General features: G+C 69.4%; 17 protein-coding genes. 7 read left to right on the forward strand and 10 right to left on the reverse strand.

What is annotated here, in order from left to right; translation table 11 throughout:
- Positions 1–4: 4 nt before the first annotated feature.
- Complete coding sequence (locus AC1RLW_RS03065; RefSeq protein WP_493192184.1) at positions 5–898, reverse strand: LysR substrate-binding domain-containing protein; 894 nt, start codon at positions 896–898, stop codon at positions 5–7.
- 77 nt (positions 899–975) lie between these two features.
- Between AC1RLW_RS03065 and AC1RLW_RS03070 the strand changes: the two genes are divergently transcribed.
- Complete coding sequence (locus AC1RLW_RS03070) at positions 976–2,151, forward strand: NAD(P)/FAD-dependent oxidoreductase (RefSeq protein ID WP_493192185.1); 1,176 nt, start codon at positions 976–978, stop codon at positions 2,149–2,151.
- Here AC1RLW_RS03070 and AC1RLW_RS03075 read toward each other — a convergent pair.
- A complete protein-coding gene (locus tag AC1RLW_RS03075) occupies positions 2,148–3,242 on the reverse strand; it encodes an oxidoreductase (RefSeq protein WP_493192186.1) in 1,095 nt (364 codons plus the stop codon). The genes AC1RLW_RS03070 and AC1RLW_RS03075 overlap by 4 nt on opposite strands.
- Complete coding sequence (locus tag AC1RLW_RS03080) at positions 3,239–3,643, reverse strand: RidA family protein (protein WP_095745474.1); 405 nt, start codon at positions 3,641–3,643, stop codon at positions 3,239–3,241. The genes AC1RLW_RS03075 and AC1RLW_RS03080 overlap by 4 nt, the downstream gene beginning before the upstream one ends.
- Positions 3,644–3,782: 139 nt before the next feature.
- On the opposite strand from AC1RLW_RS03080, the gene AC1RLW_RS03085 reads away from it, so the two are divergent.
- Both AC1RLW_RS03085 and AC1RLW_RS03090 read left to right on the forward strand, forming a co-directional pair.
- The gene (locus tag AC1RLW_RS03085) at positions 3,783–4,685 is read left to right on the forward strand and encodes a LysR substrate-binding domain-containing protein (RefSeq protein WP_492683911.1); all 903 of its coding nucleotides are present in this window, start codon (positions 3,783–3,785) and stop codon (positions 4,683–4,685) included.
- A gap of 8 nt (positions 4,686–4,693) precedes the next feature.
- A complete protein-coding gene (locus AC1RLW_RS03090) occupies positions 4,694–5,989 on the forward strand; it encodes an acetyl-CoA hydrolase/transferase family protein (RefSeq protein WP_492676889.1) in 1,296 nt (431 codons plus the stop codon).
- A 25-nt stretch (positions 5,990–6,014) separates the two neighbouring features.
- Here AC1RLW_RS03090 and msrA read toward each other — a convergent pair whose 3' ends face one another.
- The 4 genes from msrA to AC1RLW_RS03110 form a co-directional block, all read right to left on the reverse strand.
- Positions 6,015–6,719 carry a peptide-methionine (S)-S-oxide reductase MsrA gene (msrA, locus tag AC1RLW_RS03095; protein WP_493192187.1) on the reverse strand — a complete coding sequence of 235 codons (705 nt, stop codon included), beginning with the start codon at positions 6,717–6,719 and terminating at the stop codon, positions 6,015–6,017.
- A gap of 87 nt (positions 6,720–6,806) precedes the next feature.
- Complete coding sequence (locus AC1RLW_RS03100; RefSeq protein WP_493192188.1) at positions 6,807–7,058, reverse strand: pentapeptide MXKDX repeat protein; 252 nt, start codon at positions 7,056–7,058, stop codon at positions 6,807–6,809.
- Positions 7,059–7,166: 108 nt separating this feature from the next.
- Positions 7,167–7,961, reverse strand: a complete 795-nt coding sequence (locus tag AC1RLW_RS03105; RefSeq protein ID WP_493192189.1) for a molybdopterin-dependent oxidoreductase — start codon at positions 7,959–7,961, stop codon at positions 7,167–7,169.
- Entirely contained in the window at positions 7,958–8,581 is a 624-nt protein-coding gene (locus AC1RLW_RS03110) for a cytochrome b/b6 domain-containing protein (RefSeq protein WP_369646898.1), read from the reverse strand. Before AC1RLW_RS03110 ends, AC1RLW_RS03105 begins: the two co-directional genes overlap by 4 nt.
- 97 nt (positions 8,582–8,678) lie before the next feature.
- Here AC1RLW_RS03110 and AC1RLW_RS03115 point away from each other — a divergent pair, with 97 nt between their 5' ends.
- From AC1RLW_RS03115 to AC1RLW_RS03130, 4 genes are all read left to right on the forward strand, one after another.
- Positions 8,679–9,407 carry a response regulator transcription factor gene (locus AC1RLW_RS03115; protein WP_493192190.1) on the forward strand — a complete coding sequence of 243 codons (729 nt, stop codon included), beginning with the start codon at positions 8,679–8,681 and terminating at the stop codon, positions 9,405–9,407.
- 79 nt (positions 9,408–9,486) lie between these two features.
- A complete protein-coding gene (locus AC1RLW_RS03120) occupies positions 9,487–10,962 on the forward strand; it encodes a sensor histidine kinase (protein WP_493193049.1) in 1,476 nt (491 codons plus the stop codon).
- 100 nt (positions 10,963–11,062) lie between these two features.
- Positions 11,063–11,986 (forward strand): crotonase/enoyl-CoA hydratase family protein, encoded by a 924-nt coding sequence (locus AC1RLW_RS03125; RefSeq protein ID WP_369629010.1) that lies wholly within the window; start codon positions 11,063–11,065, stop codon positions 11,984–11,986.
- 146 nt (positions 11,987–12,132) lie between these two features.
- Positions 12,133–13,350, forward strand: coding sequence for a glycerophosphodiester phosphodiesterase (locus AC1RLW_RS03130; protein ID WP_493192191.1), 1,218 nt, complete (start codon positions 12,133–12,135; stop codon positions 13,348–13,350).
- 30 nt (positions 13,351–13,380) lie between these two features.
- Here AC1RLW_RS03130 and AC1RLW_RS03135 read toward each other — a convergent pair whose 3' ends face one another.
- The 3 genes from AC1RLW_RS03135 to AC1RLW_RS03145 are packed head-to-tail and all read right to left on the reverse strand — an operon-like array spanning position 13,381 to position 16,444.
- Positions 13,381–14,292: a transglutaminase family protein gene (locus AC1RLW_RS03135; protein WP_223301327.1), complete on the reverse strand. Its 912-nt coding sequence runs from the start codon at positions 14,290–14,292 to the stop codon at positions 13,381–13,383.
- 60 nt (positions 14,293–14,352) lie between these two features.
- Positions 14,353–16,161, reverse strand: a complete 1,809-nt coding sequence (gene mnmC1 / locus AC1RLW_RS03140; protein ID WP_493192192.1) for an FAD-dependent 5-carboxymethylaminomethyl-2-thiouridine(34) oxidoreductase MnmC1 — start codon at positions 16,159–16,161, stop codon at positions 14,353–14,355.
- Positions 16,162–16,168: 7 nt separating this feature from the next.
- On the reverse strand, positions 16,169–16,444 hold the full coding sequence (locus AC1RLW_RS03145) for an oxidative damage protection protein (protein ID WP_013541095.1): 276 nt from the start codon (positions 16,442–16,444) through the stop codon (positions 16,169–16,171).
- Positions 16,445–16,579 lie beyond the last annotated feature (135 nt).

Here is a 16,579-nt window from a genome sequence, read left to right on the forward strand (position 1 = left end):
GTGTTCAGTCGGGTGTCAGCCCCAGCACCCACTGCTTGAACTGCTCCAGCGCCCCGGAGGCCGGCCGGCCTTCGGGGTAGGCGAAGTAGTAGCCCTGGTGCACGTCCAGGTGCCGGTCCACCGGGATCACGAGTTCGCCGGTGCGCAGCTCCTGCTCGACCAGGATGCGCGGCGCCAGCCCCACGCCCATGCCCGCCGCCGCGGCGGCCACCACCATGGTGAACAGCTCGTAGCGCGGCCCGCGCGACGCGTGCACCGTGTACTCCCATTCCTGCTGCGCGTACCAGTCGCGCCAGGCATGGGCGCGCGTGCTCAGGTGCACGTGGCGGCGGCGCTCGAAGCCGGCTTCGTCCCACCGGGCCTGCGCGTCGCGGAACGCGGGGCTGCAGATGGGCACCATCTCGCCTTCGGAAAAGATCAGCCCGCCGCGCGTGTTCGGCCAGAACTGGTCGCCGAAGTAGATCGCCGCGTCGTACGCGTTTTCCTGGAACGAGAAGGGCTGCGAGCGCGCCGACAGGTTCACCGTGATGTTCGGGTGCAGCCGGCTGAAGTCGGGCAGCCGCGGAATGAGCCATTGCGTGGCGAAGGTCGGCACCACGGCCAGTTCGAGCACGAAGCCCATCTCGTGGCCGGCGCTGATCTCCAGCGTGTCGCGGCGGATCTGGTCGAGGTGGCGGCGGATGCGCGCGGCGTACTCGCGGCCCACGTCTGTGAGCGTGAGCCGCTTGCGCACGCGCGAGAACAGCGGCACGCCCAGGCGCTGCTCCAGCATCGCCACCTGGCGCCCGACCGCGCTTTGCGTGAGCGCCAGCTCGGTCGCCGCGCGGGTGAAGCTCCCCAGGCGCGCCGAGGCCTCGAAGGCCTGCAGCGCGCCGAGGTTGGGAATGTCTTTTCTCATCGCGCTATTCTGGCGGGAGCTTGCGCGGCCCGGGCAATGGCCCGGGCCCGCACATCGAAGACACGGAAAGGCATCACATGCGGCGTGTGGCGATCATCGGCGGCGGGGCCATCGGCTCGGCCATCGCGTACTTCCTGGGCGCCGACCCGGCGGGCGAGGCCTTCGACATCACGGTGGTGGAGCGCGACTTCTCGTACCGGCAGGCCTCGTCGGCGCTGTCGGCCAGCTCGATCCGGCAGCAGTTCTCCACCGCCATCAATATCGAGATGTCGCTCTACGGCATCGAGTTTTTCCGCACGCTGGGCGAGACCCTGCGCGTGGGCGATGGCGACGTGCCCGATATCGGCCTGGTCGAGCCGGGCTACCTGTACCTGGCCTCGCCGGCAGGTGTCGACGTGCTGCGCGAGAACCACGCGACGCAGAAGGCGCATGCGGTGGACGTGGCGCTGTTGACGCCCGAGGAGCTGAAGGCGCGCTTCCCGTGGCTCTCGACCGAGGGCATCGCGCTCGCATCGCTCGGCCTCTCGGGCGAGGGCTGGTACGACGGCTACAGCCTGCTGCAGGCCTTTCGCAAGAAGGCGGTGTCGCAAGGCGTGCGCTATGTGCAGGCGCAGGCGACGGGCCTGCAGCGCGAGGGGCGCCGCATCACCGGCGTGCAGATCGACGGCGGCGACACGCTGCAGGCGGACATCGTCGTCAACGCGGCGGGCGCGTGGGCGGCGCCGGTCGCGCAGTGGGCCGGCATCGCGCTGCCCGTGCACGGTCGACGCCGCAGCGTGTTCAGCTTTTCATGCCCGAGCACCTTGCCCGGTTGCCCGCTGGTCATCGACACCTCGGGCATCTGGCTGCGCCCAGAAGGCCGCCAGTTCATCTGCGGCTTTGCGCCGCCCGAAGACCGGGACCCCGACGACGCGCCGCTCGAAGTCGACCACGAGGCCTTCGAAAACTTCATCTGGCCGGCGCTGGCCGAACGCATCCCGGCCTTCGAAGCCGTCCGCATGACGGGCGCCTGGGCCGGCTACTACGAGATGAACGTGTTCGACCACAACGCGATCCTCGGCCAGCATCCCGACTGCGACAACCTCTACTTCGCGAACGGCTTCTCGGGCCACGGGCTGCAGCAGTGCCCGGCGGCGGGGCGCGGCATCGCGGAGCTGATCCGCTTCGGCGGCTACCGCAGCCTCGACCTGTCGCCGCTGTCGTTCGCGCGCATCCTCGAGAACCGACCGCTGCGCGAGAAGAACATCATCTAGGGTTGCTGCTCCGCCGGCTTGATGTCCCCCACGGGCGACAGCAGCACCGGGTCGAAAGCGGCGAGCGTGCGGCCTTCCTTCAACCGTTTCGGCCAGTCGGGGTTCGACAGCGCGCCGCGTCCCAGCGCCACGAAATCGGCGCCGTCCGCGAGCGCCGCTTGCGCGCGCCCCGGGTCGTGCAGGCTGCCGTTGGCGACGATCGCTAGGCCGGGTGCATGGCGACGTGCGAGCTGCAGCAGGCTCGGCCCCGCATCGCCGAAGGCCGGTCGCCAGGCTTCGAACTCGGTGACGTGCAGGTAGTCGATGCCGCTGTGCGCCAGCGCCCCGAACACCGTCGCCGCACCGGCCTCGGCTTCCGGCCACTTGTGGCCGAAGTCGTTGACCTTGCCTTGCGAGATGCGCACGCCGACCGGCGCCGACGCGCCCAGCATCTGCCGCACGGCACGCACCACCTCGGCCGTCAGCTGCACGCGCTGCGCGAGGGCGCCGCCCCAGCGGTCGGTGCGCGTGTTGGTGTGGCCGGTCAGGAACTGGTCGAGCAGGTAGCCGTTCGCGCCGTGGATCTCCACGCCGTCGAAGCCCGCCACTTCCATCGCCAGCAGCGCGGCCCGGGCGAAGCCGCGAAGGGCCTCGGCGATGTCGGCATCGGTCATCGCGCGGGGCACCGGGTAGTCGCCTTCGCCGCGGTAGGCCGTCATCTGCGTGCCCAGCGGACGAACGGCCGATGGCCCCGCCGTGTGGTCGCGAAAGCGGTTGAACTGCGACAGCGCGCCCGCATGCATGAGCTGCGCGATGGCACGCCCGCCCGCGTCCTGGATCGCCTTCACGACCGGGCGCCACGCGCGGGCTTGTTCGCCATCGATCAAGCCGGGCTGGCGGGCATAGCCTTGCGCATACGCCGCATCGGTGTAGATGCCTTCGGTGATGACGAGGCCGAAGCCGCCCCGCGCAAAGCGCTCGTAGTAGCGGGCCATGGTGCCGTTGGCGTGGCCCTCGGGCGAGGCGCTGACGCGTGTCATCGGTGCCACGGCGAGCCGGTTGGGCAGCTGCAGGTCGTGCAGCTTCGCCGGCGCGAGCAGCGGCGTGCTCATCGGGCGTCTCCGGGCGCGACGGCGATGGCCTCGATCTCGATCATCGCGTCGGGCGAGTACAGGCCCGAGACTTCCACGATGGTGTCGGCCGGGTAGGGCGCCGAGAACCACTGACGGCGCAGTTCGACGATCTTCGGAAAGTTCGCCATCGAGGTCAGGAAGATCGTCACCTTGACCACGCTGCCCAGGCCCGTGCCGGCGGCCCGCAGCACGCGGTCGAGGTTCTTGAAGGCCTGCTCGGCCTGGCGGTCGAAGTCGCCCTTGCCGACGATCTCGCCGTCGTCGCCGATCGCGGCCTGGCCGGAGACGAAGACCAGGTTGCCGAGCTGGATGGCCTGGGACAGCAGGAAGGGCGCGTAGGGGTCGGGTTGCGTGTGGATCTGCTTGGGTTGGAGTTGCATGACAGGTGCCTTCTATGGTGAATTTCAGATCAGCCGTGGAAGTGATTTCTTCCCGCGACCCCTGAAATTTAGGGATGAAGACGGCGCCCGACAAAGGCTGATTTTTCAACCGATGGATGAGTTGAGCTAATCTGTCTGCATGCGAAGACTTCCTCCCCTGGGCGCATTGCGCGTGTTCGAGGCCGCGGCCCGCCGGCTGAGCTTCAAGGCGGCTGCCGACGAACTGCACGTCACGCCCACCGCCGTCAGCCACCAGATCAAGCAGCTCGAGGAAACGCTCGAGGTGCGCCTGTTCGAACGCGGCACGCGGCAGGTGCACCTGACGGCCGCCGGGCACCAGCTGTTTCCCGCGCTGCGCGACGGCTTCGACAGCTTCGAGCGCGCCGTCGACGGCGTGCGCCGGCTGAAGGGCACGCGCATCGCCACGCTGTCGTCCACGGTCGGTTTCATGGCCCGGCGGCTGGCGCCGCGTGCGGGCACCTTCCGCGACCTGCATCCCGAATGGACGCTGCGGCTGGACGCCACCAACCAGGTCGTCGACCTCGACACCGAGGCCGATGCGGCGATTCGCTACGGCAACGGCCGCTACGCCGACCTGGTCGTGGAGCCGCTGTTCCAGGACCACTACGCGCCGGTCTGCAGCCCCGCGCTGGCGGTCGTGGCGCGGCAGGACCTGAAGGCCGTGTCGCTGATCCATTTCGAATGGGGGCGCGCGGGGCGCGACGAAACGCTGGCGCCCGTGTGGCGCACCTGGCTCGCGCGCGCGGGCCGCACCGACGTCGATGCGCAGGCCGGCCTGTCGTTCACCGAAGAGATCCACGCGGTGCAGGCCACGGTCGCGGGGCAGGGCGTCGGCCTGCTGAGCCTGGCGCTCGTGGCCGACGAGCTGGCGTCGGGCCTGCTGGTGCAGCCCTTCGCGTTGTCGGTGGAGAGCTACCGCTACGACCTGGTCTACAGCCCGCGCGCCGCCACCCGGCCCGCGACGGGGGTGTTGCGCGACTGGGTGCACCGCGAGTTCGGCGCTGGCGAAAAGAAGGCATAGTGGCAGGCATGACTGCCCAGACCCTGTACGCGCAAAAGCGCGTTTCCGCCGCCGATGCCGTGCGCCAGGTGCGCAACGGCGACATGATCATCGTGCCCACGGGCGTCGGCGAGCCGCCCTCGCTGCTCACGGCGCTGTCCGAGCAGCGCCGCGACTTCCGCGACGTGAAGGTGGCGCAGATCCTGGCGATGCGCAAGTACGCCTACATCGACCCCGAGACGGTCGAGCATGTGCGCCACGTCGCGCTGTTCTTCGGCGGTGCCACGCGCGCGGGCGGGCAGGCCGGCTGGATCGACTTCATTCCGAACTACTTCTCCGAGATCCCGGCGCAGATCGAGCGCGGGCAGATCGCGGCCGACGTGGTGTTCAGCATGGCTTCGCCGATGGACGCGCATGGCTACTTCGCGCTGAGCCTGGGCCCCGACTACACGATGGCCGCCGTTGCGAAGGCCCGCGCGGTCGTGCTCGAGGTGAACCCCAACGTGCCCTATGCGCACGGCAACTGCCACGTGCACATCTCGCAGGTGGCGGCGCTGGTGGAAAGCAGCGAGCCCGTGATGGAGGTCGGCTTGCCGAAGATCGGCCCGGTGCAGGAAGCCATCGGCAAGCACGTGGCCGACCTGATCGACGACGGCGCCACCTTGCAGATCGGCTACGGCGGCATCCCTGACGCGGTGGTGATGCAGCTCACGGGCAAGCGCGACCTGGGCATCCACACCGAGATGATCGGCGACGGCATCCTCACGCTGGTGGAAAGCGGCGCGGTCACCAACCGCCGCAAGAACTACCTGCCGGGCAAGTCGGTCGCGACCTTCGCACTGGGATCGAACAAGCTGTACCGCTTCATGGACCGCAACCCGGGGTTGGAGATGCATCCGGTGAACTTCACCAACGACCCGGCGCTGGCGGGGCTGAACGACAACCTCATCGCCATCAACGCCACCATGCAGATCGACCTGCTGGGCCAGTGCGGCTCCGAGAGCCTGGGCCACGCGCCGTATTCGGGCACCGGCGGGCAGTCGGACTTCGTGCGCGCGGCCAACCGCTCGCGCGGCGGCAAGGCCTTCATCGTGCTGCCCTCGACAGCGAAGGACGACACCATCTCGCGCATCGTGCCCTCGCTGTCGCCGGGCACGCACGTGAGCACGAGCAAGAACGACATCAACTACGTCGTCACCGAACATGGCGTGGCGCAGCTGCGCGGAAAGTCGGCCAAACAGCGCGCGCAGGAGCTGATCGCCATCGCGCATCCGAACTTCCGGGCGGAGCTGACGGAGCAGGCGAAGCGCGCGAAGTTGCTGTGAGCGTTGGGGTGGCCCAAGGCGCGGTTCAACTGGCCTTGGCCGCCCGCACCAGCGACGGCGTGGCCTTGTAGCTCTCGGGGAAGAGCTTCTTCAGGTCGTCGATCTTCGGCAGGTCGTTGATCGCGATGTAGGGCTGGTTCGGGTGCAGCGTGAGGTAGTCCTGGTGGTAGTCCTCCGCCGCATAGAAGGGCTTGGACATCTCGACCGTGGTCGCCAGCGGCTTGTTGCCGAAGGTCTTGGCCTGGTTCAGCTGGGCGATGTAGGCGTTGGCGATGCGGGCCTGTTCGGCGTTTTCGGCGAACACGGTGGAGCGGTACTGCGGGCCGGTGTCGGGGCCCTGGCGGTTGAGCTGGGTCGGGTCGTGCGCCACCGAGAAATAGATCTGCAGCAGCTGGCCGTAGCTGACCTTGCGCGGGTCGTAGCTGATGCGCACCGCTTCGGCATGGCCGGTGCGCCCGGAGCCGACCTCGTCGTAGCGCGCGGTGCGGGCCTCGCCGCCCGCGTAGCCCGAGAGCGCATTGCTCACGCCCTCGACGCGCTGGAACACGCCCTGCACGCCCCAGAAGCAGCCGCCTGCGAACACGGCGGTGGCGGTGGTGGCGCCTGCGGGTGCGGTGAGGTCGACCGTGGGCGCGGGCACGCGGCGTGCGGTCTCGGCAAAGGACGGGGCTGCGTGCCAGGCGAAGGCGGCGACAGCAAGCGCGCCGGCGGCGATGGCGAAGGATTTCATGGCGATCTTTCGTAGGGAGCGCAGGAAAGGAACAGTGATCCCGATCCCGCCGGCCGTCAATGGCGGCGGGGCCGGGGAGAAGGCGGCTTACTTCTTCATCTCGTCCTTGCCCATCGCGTCTTTCTTCATTTCGTCCTTGGCCATGGCGTCTTTCTTCATGCCATCTTTGGCCATGCCGTCCTTCTTCATGCCGTCCTTCTTCATGGCGTCTTTCTTCATCCCGTCCTTGGCCATGCTGTCCTTCTTCATGCCGTCCTTGGCCATGTCGTCCGCGGCCAAGGCCGAGGCGCCGGCGAAGGCCATGCAGGTGGCGAGGAGGGTGGCGGTGAGCTTGTTCATGTCGGTCTTCCTGAGTTGAGGTTGGGTCTTGTTGTCGAGATCGGCCTGGTTCCCTGTCGGAATTCGGCCTCGCGCTTTCTTCGGCAGTCGAGCGGCTGCGGCAGCCCCTCAGCTCCCTCCGAACCAGTTGTAGCCCTGGTCTTCCCAGTAGCCACCGGGATAGGTGTTGGTCACGTACATCGCCTGGATGTGCTTGGGGTTCTTGTAGCCAAGCTTGGTCGGCATGCGCAGCTTCATCGGGAAGCCGTACTTCGGCGGCAGCGGCTGGTCGTCGTAGCTCAGCGCCAGCAGGGTCTGCGGGTGCAGCGCGGTCGGCATGTCGATGCTGGTGTGGTAGTCGTCCGCGCACTGGAAGCCGACGTACTTGGCGCTCAGGTCCGCACCGACGTGGCGCAGGAAATCGGCAAAGCGCACGCCGCCCCATTTGCCGATGGCACTCCAGCCTTCGACGCAGATGTGGCGCGTGATCTGGTCCTGCTGCGGCAGGGTGCGCAGCTCGGCGAGCGTCCAGCGGCGCTTGTCGGCGACCATGCCGCTCACTTCGAGGCGGTAGGTGGCTTCGTCGACCTCGCGGACCTCGTCCTCGCCGTAGTAGGCGTTGAACGGAAAGGGGCGCGTGATCTCGGCTTCGGTGTAGGTCGGCGCCAGCCGCGTCGGGCTGAAGAGCCAGCCCTGCACCTCGTCGTTGAAGCGCGAGACCTTCGCAAGCGCGGCTTCCACGTGGCTGTCGTCGCTGATGCTGCAGCCGGTGAGCATCGACAGCCCGCCCAGCGTCAGCGAACGGCGCAGGAACAGGCGGCGCGAGGGCGCGTCGAGCCGGCGCTCGATGAGGGCGCGGGCTTCGCGCACCACGGCGTCGCCGTCGACACCGACCAGGGGAGGGCGTTTGAAAAGGAAGCTCATGGGGTGTGGGGCGCGCGACCGCGCAGCATGGTGAGCAGGGTGCGGGGCACGAGCGCCACCATCACGAGGTGCACGGCAACGAAAGCCACCAGGGCGGCCATCGCCACGAAGTGGACGCGGCGCGCGGCTTCGTAGCCGCCCAGCAGCTCGCGCAGCAGCGGAAACTGCACCGACTTCCACAGCACCAGCCCCGACAGCACGATCGCGACGAGGTCGACGATCACGAACAGGTAGGCGAGCTTTTGCACATGGTTGTAGTGGCGCGGGTCGGCGTGCGAGAGCCTGCCGCCGAGCGCGGCCCGCGCATCGCGCCAGAGGCCGGCCGGCGTGAGCGGGAAGAACTTGCGCGCGAAGCGCCCGCTGGCAAGGTTCAGCACCAGGTAGACGAGCCCGTTGAACACCAGCAGCCACATCGCCGCGAAGTGCCACTGCAGCGCGCCGCCGAGCCAGCCGCCCAGCGTGATCGAGGCCGGGAAGCGAAAGGCAAGGAAGGGCGCCGCGTTGTAGATGCGCCAGCCGCTGGTCACCAGCACCAGCACGGCCAGCGCGTTGAGCCAGTGCGTGACGCGCATCCACAGCGGGTGGATCGGTCGGTGGTCGGGGGCGGCGCGTGTCTGCATGGGCCGGATTGTTGGGCGCACCCCCTTGCCGATTCATCACGCAAAGTTCAAGGATTCGTGATAACTCCGGGGGGCGTCTCGCGGGACAATCGCGGCCATGGACACCGCCAAACGCGTGCTGATCGTCGAGGACGACGCCCACATTGCCGAGCTGCTGCGCATGCACCTGCGCGACGAGGGCTATGCGGTCGAGCACGCCGCCGACGGCAACGCCGGCCTGCGCGCGCTGGAGCGCGGCCAGTGGGACGCGCTGGTGCTCGACCTCATGCTGCCCGGCATCGACGGCCTCGAAATTTGCCGCCGCGCCCGCGCCATGGCGCGCTACACGCCCATCATCATCGTGAGCGCGCGCTCGAGCGAGGTGCACCGCATCCTCGGGCTGGAGTTGGGCGCCGACGACTACCTGGCCAAGCCCTTCTCGGTGCTGGAACTGGTGGCGCGCGTGAAGGCGCTGCTGCGGCGCACCGACGCGCTGGCGCGCAACGCGCGGCTGGAGTCGGGCAGCCTCACGCTGGGCAACCTCGACATCGAGCCGCTGGCGCGCGAGGTGCGCGTCGACGGCAAGCCCATCGAGCTCACGCCGCGCGAGTTCGACCTGCTGTATTTCTTCGCGCGCCATCCCGGCAAGGTGTTCTCGCGCCTGGACCTGCTCAACCAGGTCTGGGGCTACCAGCACGACGGCTACGAACACACGGTCAACACGCACATCAACCGGCTGCGCACCAAGGTCGAGGCCGACCCGGCCGCGCCGCGGCGCATCCTCACGGTGTGGGGGCGCGGCTACAAGCTCGCGGCGGAAGATGCAGCACCGAAGGGTGATGTATGAGCGCCGCGCCGGGCCGCCCCAAGCAAGCTCGCTCCCGCCTGGCGGGAAGGCGCGAAGCGCCAAGGGTGCTTCAATGACGATGGCCTGGGCCACGCTGTCGCGGCGCCTGTCGATCGCGTTCGCGGTGCTGCTGCTGGCCTGCTGCGGGGCCTCGGCGTGGCTGCAGATGCGCGCGGGCGCGCAGCACGCGCAAGAGGTGACGCAGCGGCTGTCGCTCGGGCTTGCGGCCCACATCGCGCAGAACACCGAACTCATGAAGCCGGGCGGGCTCGACCCGGTGGCGGTGAAAGACCTGTTCGACAAGCTCATGACCGTCAACCCCAGCGTCGAGGTCTACGTGCTGGGGCTCGACGGCCGCATCGAGGCCCAGGCCGCGCCGCCCGGGCACCTCAAGCGCGACAAGGTGGCGCTCGGCCCCATCCGCCGGCTGCTGGCCGGCGAGCGCCTGCCCATCGTGGGCGACGACCCGCGCAGCCCCGACGGCGCCAAGGTCTTCAGCGCCGCGCCGCTGCGCATGGGCGGGCGCGACGCCGGCTATGTGTACGTGGTGCTGCAAGGCGAAGACCACGACGCGCTGGCCGCCAACCTGTCGGCCGACACCGTGCTGCGCACCACGCTGTGGTCGATGGCCTTGGTGGCGCTGCTGGGGCTCATCGCCGGGCTGGTGGCGTTCCGCCTCATCACGCGGCCGCTGCGCGAGCTGACGGCGGCGGTGCGGCGTTTCGAGGCCGAGGGCATAGCGGCATTGGAGCGCGAGGCGCCCATGCCCGCGCCGCCGCGCCACGCCGACGACGAGATCGCGCAGCTGCAGCAGGCCTTTGCGCAGATGACGCGCCGCATCGCCGAGCAGTGGCGCGAACTGAGCCTGCAGGACCGCCAGCGCCGCGAGCTCTTCGCCAACATCTCGCACGACCTGCGCACGCCGCTCACCTCGCTGCACGGCTACCTCGAGACGCTGCTGCTCAAGGCCGGCACGCTCAGCGAGGAAGAGCGCCGCCGCTACCTGGAGATCGCGCTCGGCCAGAGCCGCAAGGTGGGCCGGCTCGCGCAGGAGGTGTTCGAGCTGGCGCGGCTCGAGTACGGCGTGGTCAAGCCCGAGAAAGAAAACTTTGCGCTGGCCGACCTCGTGCAGGACGTGTTCCAGAAGTTCGAGCTCGCGGCCGAGGCGCGGCGCCAGCAGCTCAAGCCCGACATCGCGCCGAACCTGCCCGTGGTGTCGGCCGACCTCGGCATGATCGAGCGCGTGCTGACCAACCTGCTGGACAACGCCATCCGCCACACGCCGGCCGGCGGCGAGATCGAGGTGCGCCTGCGCCCGTCCGACGCCGGCGTGGCGGTGCAGGTGAGTGACACCGGCCCCGGCATTCCGGGCGAACTGCAGAAGGGCCTGTTCACTCGGCCGGCCTTTGCCGATGGCGGTGCGCGCGGCGGCGGGCTGGGGCTGATGATCGTGCAGCGCATCCTGCAGCTGCACGGCAGCGACATCCGGCTCGTGCCGCAGCCGGGCAAGGGTGCGGTGTTCCTGTTCCGGCTCGGGGGCGCAACAGCGCGCTGAAGGCGTTGAAGCCGGTGGGAGTCGGGTTTGCCAGCGGGCGGCGGGCGATGCTACAAGCGAAGCGGCATCACCCCCCAAGAACAGAAGGAGACCACCGACCATGCCCGCTTTCGAGACCGTCCTGATCGACAAGGACCCGCAGCACCCGCGCATCGCGCGCCTCGTGCTCAACCGCCCCGAGAAGCTCAATGCCATCGGTGACAGCACGCCGACCGACATCCGCCGCGCGGTCGAATGGGCCGAGGCCGACGACGAGGTGCATGTGATCGTGGTCGAGGGGGCGGGCCGCGCCTTCTGCGCCGGCTACGACCTGGGCGACTATGCCGAAGGCCAGGGCCGCGAAGGCCAGGGCGACCATCCCTGCCGGCAGGAGAAAACGCCGTGGGACCCGATGCTCGACTACGCCGCCATGAAGCGCAACACCGAAGACTTCATGTCGCTGTGGCGCTGCCGCAAGCCGACCATCGCCAAGGTGCACGGCTACGCGGTGGCCGGCGGCTCCGACATCGCGCTGTGCTGCGACCTGCTCACCATGGCCGACGACGCGCGCATCGGCTACATGCCCACGCGCGTGTGGGGCTGCCCGACCACCGCGATGTGGACCTACCGCCTCGGCGCATTGCGCGCCAAGCAGCTCATGTTCACCGGCGACACCATCACCGGCACGCAGGCGGCCGACTGGGGCCTGGCCAACTTCGCGGTGCCGGCGGCGCAGCTCGACGAGGCCACGCTGGCACTCGCGCAGCGCATCGCGGGCGTGCCCAGTTCGCATCTCATGATGCACAAGATGGTCGTCAACCAGGTCTGGCATTCGATGGGGCTGGAGCAGACCCAGATGTTCGCCACCGTCTTCGACGGCATCACGCGCCACAACCCCGAAGGCATGTGGTTCCGCCGCCAGGCCGAGGCCGAAGGCTTCAAGAGCGCGGTGCAGTGGCGCGACAGCGGTCGGCCGATTCCTGAAGGCGACGAGGCGAGGGCGCGCATCGCCGAGCTCGAAGCGAAGCTGGCTGCGCGCGGCTGAGCACACGGTCGCGTGGCGCCATGCTGGCGCCCATGTCACGCGACCGACATATCTCCCCTCGATGATCCGCCGCGCCTGCCGTTTGTCGCGTTGACGGCGGAAAGATGGCGCATCCATTTCGATGGATACAAAAGGGGAGGATTTCAATGCAGTTGTTCAATTTCTCGCGCACGGCCCTCGCGGCCTGCGCCTGCGCATTCATGGCCGCCTGCGGTGGCGGCAATGGCGGCGGTGGCGTGCCGATGTGGCCCATCGTGCCGGTCTCGCCTCCGGCCCCCGCGCCTGCGCCCGCCCCGGCGCCCGCACCTGCCGAAGCCGCCCCCGTGCTCGTCATCGGCCACCGTGGCGCGCCCGCGCTGCGGCCCGAGCACACGCTGGCCTCGTACCAGCAGGCCATCGACGACGGCGCCGACTTCATCGAGCCCGACCTCGTGCCCACCAAGGACGGCGAGCTGGTCGCGCGCCACGAGAACGCCATCGCCATCGTTGATGCCGCGGGCAAGGTGCTCGAGGCCACGACGAACGTGGTTGACGTGCCCAAGTTCGCCGACCGCAAGGCCACCAAGGTCATCGACGGCCGTTCGATCACCGGCTGGTTCACCGAAGACTTCACGCTGGCCGAGCTCAAGGAGCTGAGGGCGCGCGAACGCATCCCCGCGTTGCGCCCGGCCAACCGGTCCTTCGACAACGAGTTCCAGGTGCCCACGCTCGATGAAGTGATCCAGCTCGCCAAGGCGCAGTCGATCATCAAGGGCCGCGTGATCGGCATCTACCCCGAGACCAAGCACCCGACCTACTTCCGTTCAATCGGCCTGCCGCTCGAGAAGAAGCTGCTCGACACGCTGCACAAGCACGACCTCGACAAGGCCGACGCGCCGGTGTTCGTGCAGTCCTTTGAAACCGGCAACCTGAAGGACATCCGCCTGAAGAGCACGGTGAAGATCATCCAGCTCATCGACGGGCAGGGCGCGCCGTATGACCTCGTGGCGCTGAACGACAAGCGCACCTACGCCGACCTCGTGAAGCCCGAAGGCCTGGCCGAGATCGCGACCTATGCGAACGGCATCGGCCCGGCCAAGGCGCGCGTGATCCCGGTGGTCGACGGCAAGCTCGGCGCGCCGACCACGCTCGTGAAGGACGCGCACGACAAGAAGCTGCTGGTCCATATCTTCACGGTGCGGCCCGAGAACAACTTCCTGCCCGACAGCCTGAAGAAGGCGCCCAAGACCGACCCGACCGTGTACGGCGACACCGCCGGCGAGATCAAGGCGTTCCTGGATGCGGGCATCGACGGCTTCTTTGCCGACAGCGCGGCCACGGCCGTGCCCGCGGTGAAGGCCTACCGCGCGGCGCAGCCGAAGTAAGCGAGTCGAATCTGAAAAGGAAGAGGGCGCTCAGCCGCCCTTGCGGCGCTTCACGACCACCGTGGCCTCGAGGCCTTCGTAGGCCTCGGCGTCGCCGTACCAGCTGCCCGAAATGGGCGCCGCCAGCGCGGGGTCGCGCGCCACGCCCACGCGGATCAGCTGGCCGCTGCCCATGAGGTTGTTGGTGGGGTCGAAGGCCAGCCATCCCGCGCCCGGCAGGTAGGCCTGCAGCCACGCGTGTGTGCTGCCAGCGCCGGTGACCGATTCGCCGGGCGCCTGCCCGGTGGCGTCGTTGTCGAGCGAGGCGTCGTAGAGGTAACCCGAGACGAAGCGCGTCGCGATGCCGAGACGGCGCGTGGCTTCCATCATCAGCAGCGCGTAGTCGCGGCAGCTGCCGCTGCCCAGCGCCAGCGTCTCCAGCGGCGTCTGCGTGCCTTCCTCGTCGCGCGCCTTGTATTCGAAGCTCTGGCCGATGTGCGCGTTCATGCGCGTGAGCACGTCGCGCGTGCTGTTGGGCTGGTCGGTGTGCAGGAACTGGTGGGCCCAGCGGATCAGCGTGCCGTTGGCGTCGTCGTTGTGGTGCGGGCGCAGGTAGTGCTCCAGGTCCAGGCGCTCCTGCACCGAATAGGCAAAGGGCAGGAACTCGGCCGACGGGTCGAGCGTGAGCAGGTCGCGCTGCGACGGCGGCACGTGCTCGATGGTGAAGGAGCAGACGATGCGCAGCTCGGTCGCCTCGCCCAGCGGCTGCACCAGCGCGACGGAGTTCGAGTACGGGTCTTGAATGAGCCGCGTGAGGGCCTGCGGGCTCACCTGCAGGTCGGTGGCGAGCACCCGCAGGTCGTGGCTGTCGCGCGGACGGAACATCACGCGGTGCAAGCCGAAGGTCACCGGCTTGTTGTAGCGGTAGACGGTGGTGTGGGTGATGTCGTACTGGATGGCCATGGCGCGCATTGTGCGGTGCGCGCGTGACCTCGGGTGGCGGGAAAGCCAGAACGCGTCGATTCAGTCCGATCCGGGCCAGAGCCGCTGCGTGCCCAGCGCCTTGGCGAGCGTCGCGGGCAAGGGCAGCGGCTCGCCGTGCCACTGCGCCGCCAGCAGCTCGGCGCACAGCGTGGCAAAGCTCAGGCCGCGCGAGCCCAGCGCGGTGCAGGCCCACAGGCCCTCGTCGGCGCCCGGGGCCAGCGGGCCGACGAGCGGCCGGCGGTCGCCCGAGGCGCAGCGCACGCCGACCCAGGCGTGGGCGTCTCCGCGATCGAAGGCGGGGGCCAGCGCAGCGGCGGCGCCGGGGTGCAGGCGCGCGAGCCGTTCGCGGTTGGCGAGGCGGTCGGCGTGGGTGGGGGCGAGGTCGGTGCGGTCGCGGTCGAAGGTGGCGCCGATCAGCCACAGCGGCTGCGGTGCCTGGCCGTCGGGCACGCCGGCGATCAGGTGGCCGTCGCCGTTGATGGGGGTGACGGGCAGGGCGGCGGAGTCCGCGCGGCCCCAGGCGACCTGGCCGCGCACGGGTTGCAATGGCAGGTCGGGCGCGAAGCGGTGCGATGCGAAGCCCGCGGCCACGACGACGCGGTCGGCCTCGGCGAGCAGGGCGTCGGTATCGTCGAACAGCTGCCAGCCGCCGTCCGTGCGTTCGAGGCGCGCCACGTGGCAGTTGCCTCTGAACGCGACGCCCGGTTGGTCCAGCCACGCGGCGATCAGGCGGTGCGGCCGCACCCAGGCCGCGCGCGCATGCCAGAGCGCCGGCGTGTCGGGCGGCAGGCCGGCTGCTGCGAGCCGGTCGGGCTGTGCGGGCCAGGATTCGTTCGGCCCCTCCGCGCTCCAGCCGGGCGGCACGCGCACGTCGCCGTCGGGGCGGCGTTCGAGCGAGCCGTGCGCGCCCCAGTCGCGGCCGGGGTCGAGCCGCAGCGCCAGTTCGGTCCAGGTGGCGCGGATGCCGGCGCGCGTGAGCCGCGACAGCAAGGCGTCGTCGGATGACACATGCGGCGCCAGCAGCCCGACCGGCAGGCCTGACGCGCCCGAGGCCGGCGTGTCGGCCGCGTCGAGCACCGTGACCCGCCAACCGCGCCGCGCGAGGCTGGCCGCGACCGCCGCACCCGCGAGCCCGGCGCCGATCACTGCGCAATGGCCGGGCGCGTCGACGCCTTCGCGCACCGGCTGGCGGCGCCGCACCGTCCAGGCGGGCGCGAACACGCCGCGCAGGCTGCCGTGGCCCAGGTCGAGCTGAAAGCCGTTCTGCGTCAACGCATGGCGCACCCCGTCGTCGCCGGTGCGGGCCGCCAGGCCGGTGCCCTGGCGAGCGAAGCGCGACACCGCCTTGAGCGTGTCGGGCAAGGCGGTCGCGGGGTCGAAACCGTCGAGGAAGAGGCTGTCGGCCTCGAAGCGTTGCGCGCGCAGCATCGGCTGCAGCTCGCCCACGCACAGCGTGAGCAGCACGCGGCCATCGTCGAAGGCCAGCCGATGAAAGCCCGGCAGCAGCCCGGCCCACTGGCGGACCAGCTCCTCGGCGAGCGGCGCCAGCGCCGGATCGGCCTCAGCCGCGCGCAGCAGATCGCCGGCCGGTGCCGGATGGGCGTCGACCGCGACGTAATGCAGCAGGCGCGGCCGGTGCGGGTCGGCGCGCCAGGCCTGCCAGGTTGTCAGGAAATGAAGGCCCGGCCCGAAGCCGGTTTCGAGAATCCGCCATTGCGGGCGTCCGGACCAGGCGGCGGGCAGGCCGCAGCCGTCCAAAAACACACGGCGCGAAAGCGCCGGTGTGTCGTTGTCGAGGGGAGGGGTGTCGCCGGAGCGCGCGCCGAGCGGGGTGCCGTCGGCGGCCACGCCGGACTCAGGCCGCGGGAGGGGGAACGTAGCCTTGCGCCACGTCGGCGCCTTCGCCGAAGAAGTGCTTTTCCATCTGGCGGGCCAGGTACTGGCGGGCGCGCAGATCGGCCAGGTTCAGCCGGTTTTCATTGACCAGCATGGTCTGTTGCTTGAGCCAGGCGGCCCAGGCTTCCTTGCTGACGTTTTCCCACAGGCGCTTGCCCAGGTCGCCGGGGTACGGCGGAAAGTCGAGTCCTTCGGCCTCTTTGCCGAGCTTGATGCACTGAACCATGCGTGCCATTTGATTGCCTCTTGTGGGGGAAAGCGGTTGCTTAGTTGATTTGGCTATTAAGAACTGAAAACTTGGTCGTTCCAGTTCCTATATGTCGTATTCAGAATACGTGGCTTCATTGATATGCCTTTTTAAGAGCAAGAC

The organism is Variovorax sp. GW822-FHT04A09, from assembly GCF_058801005.1.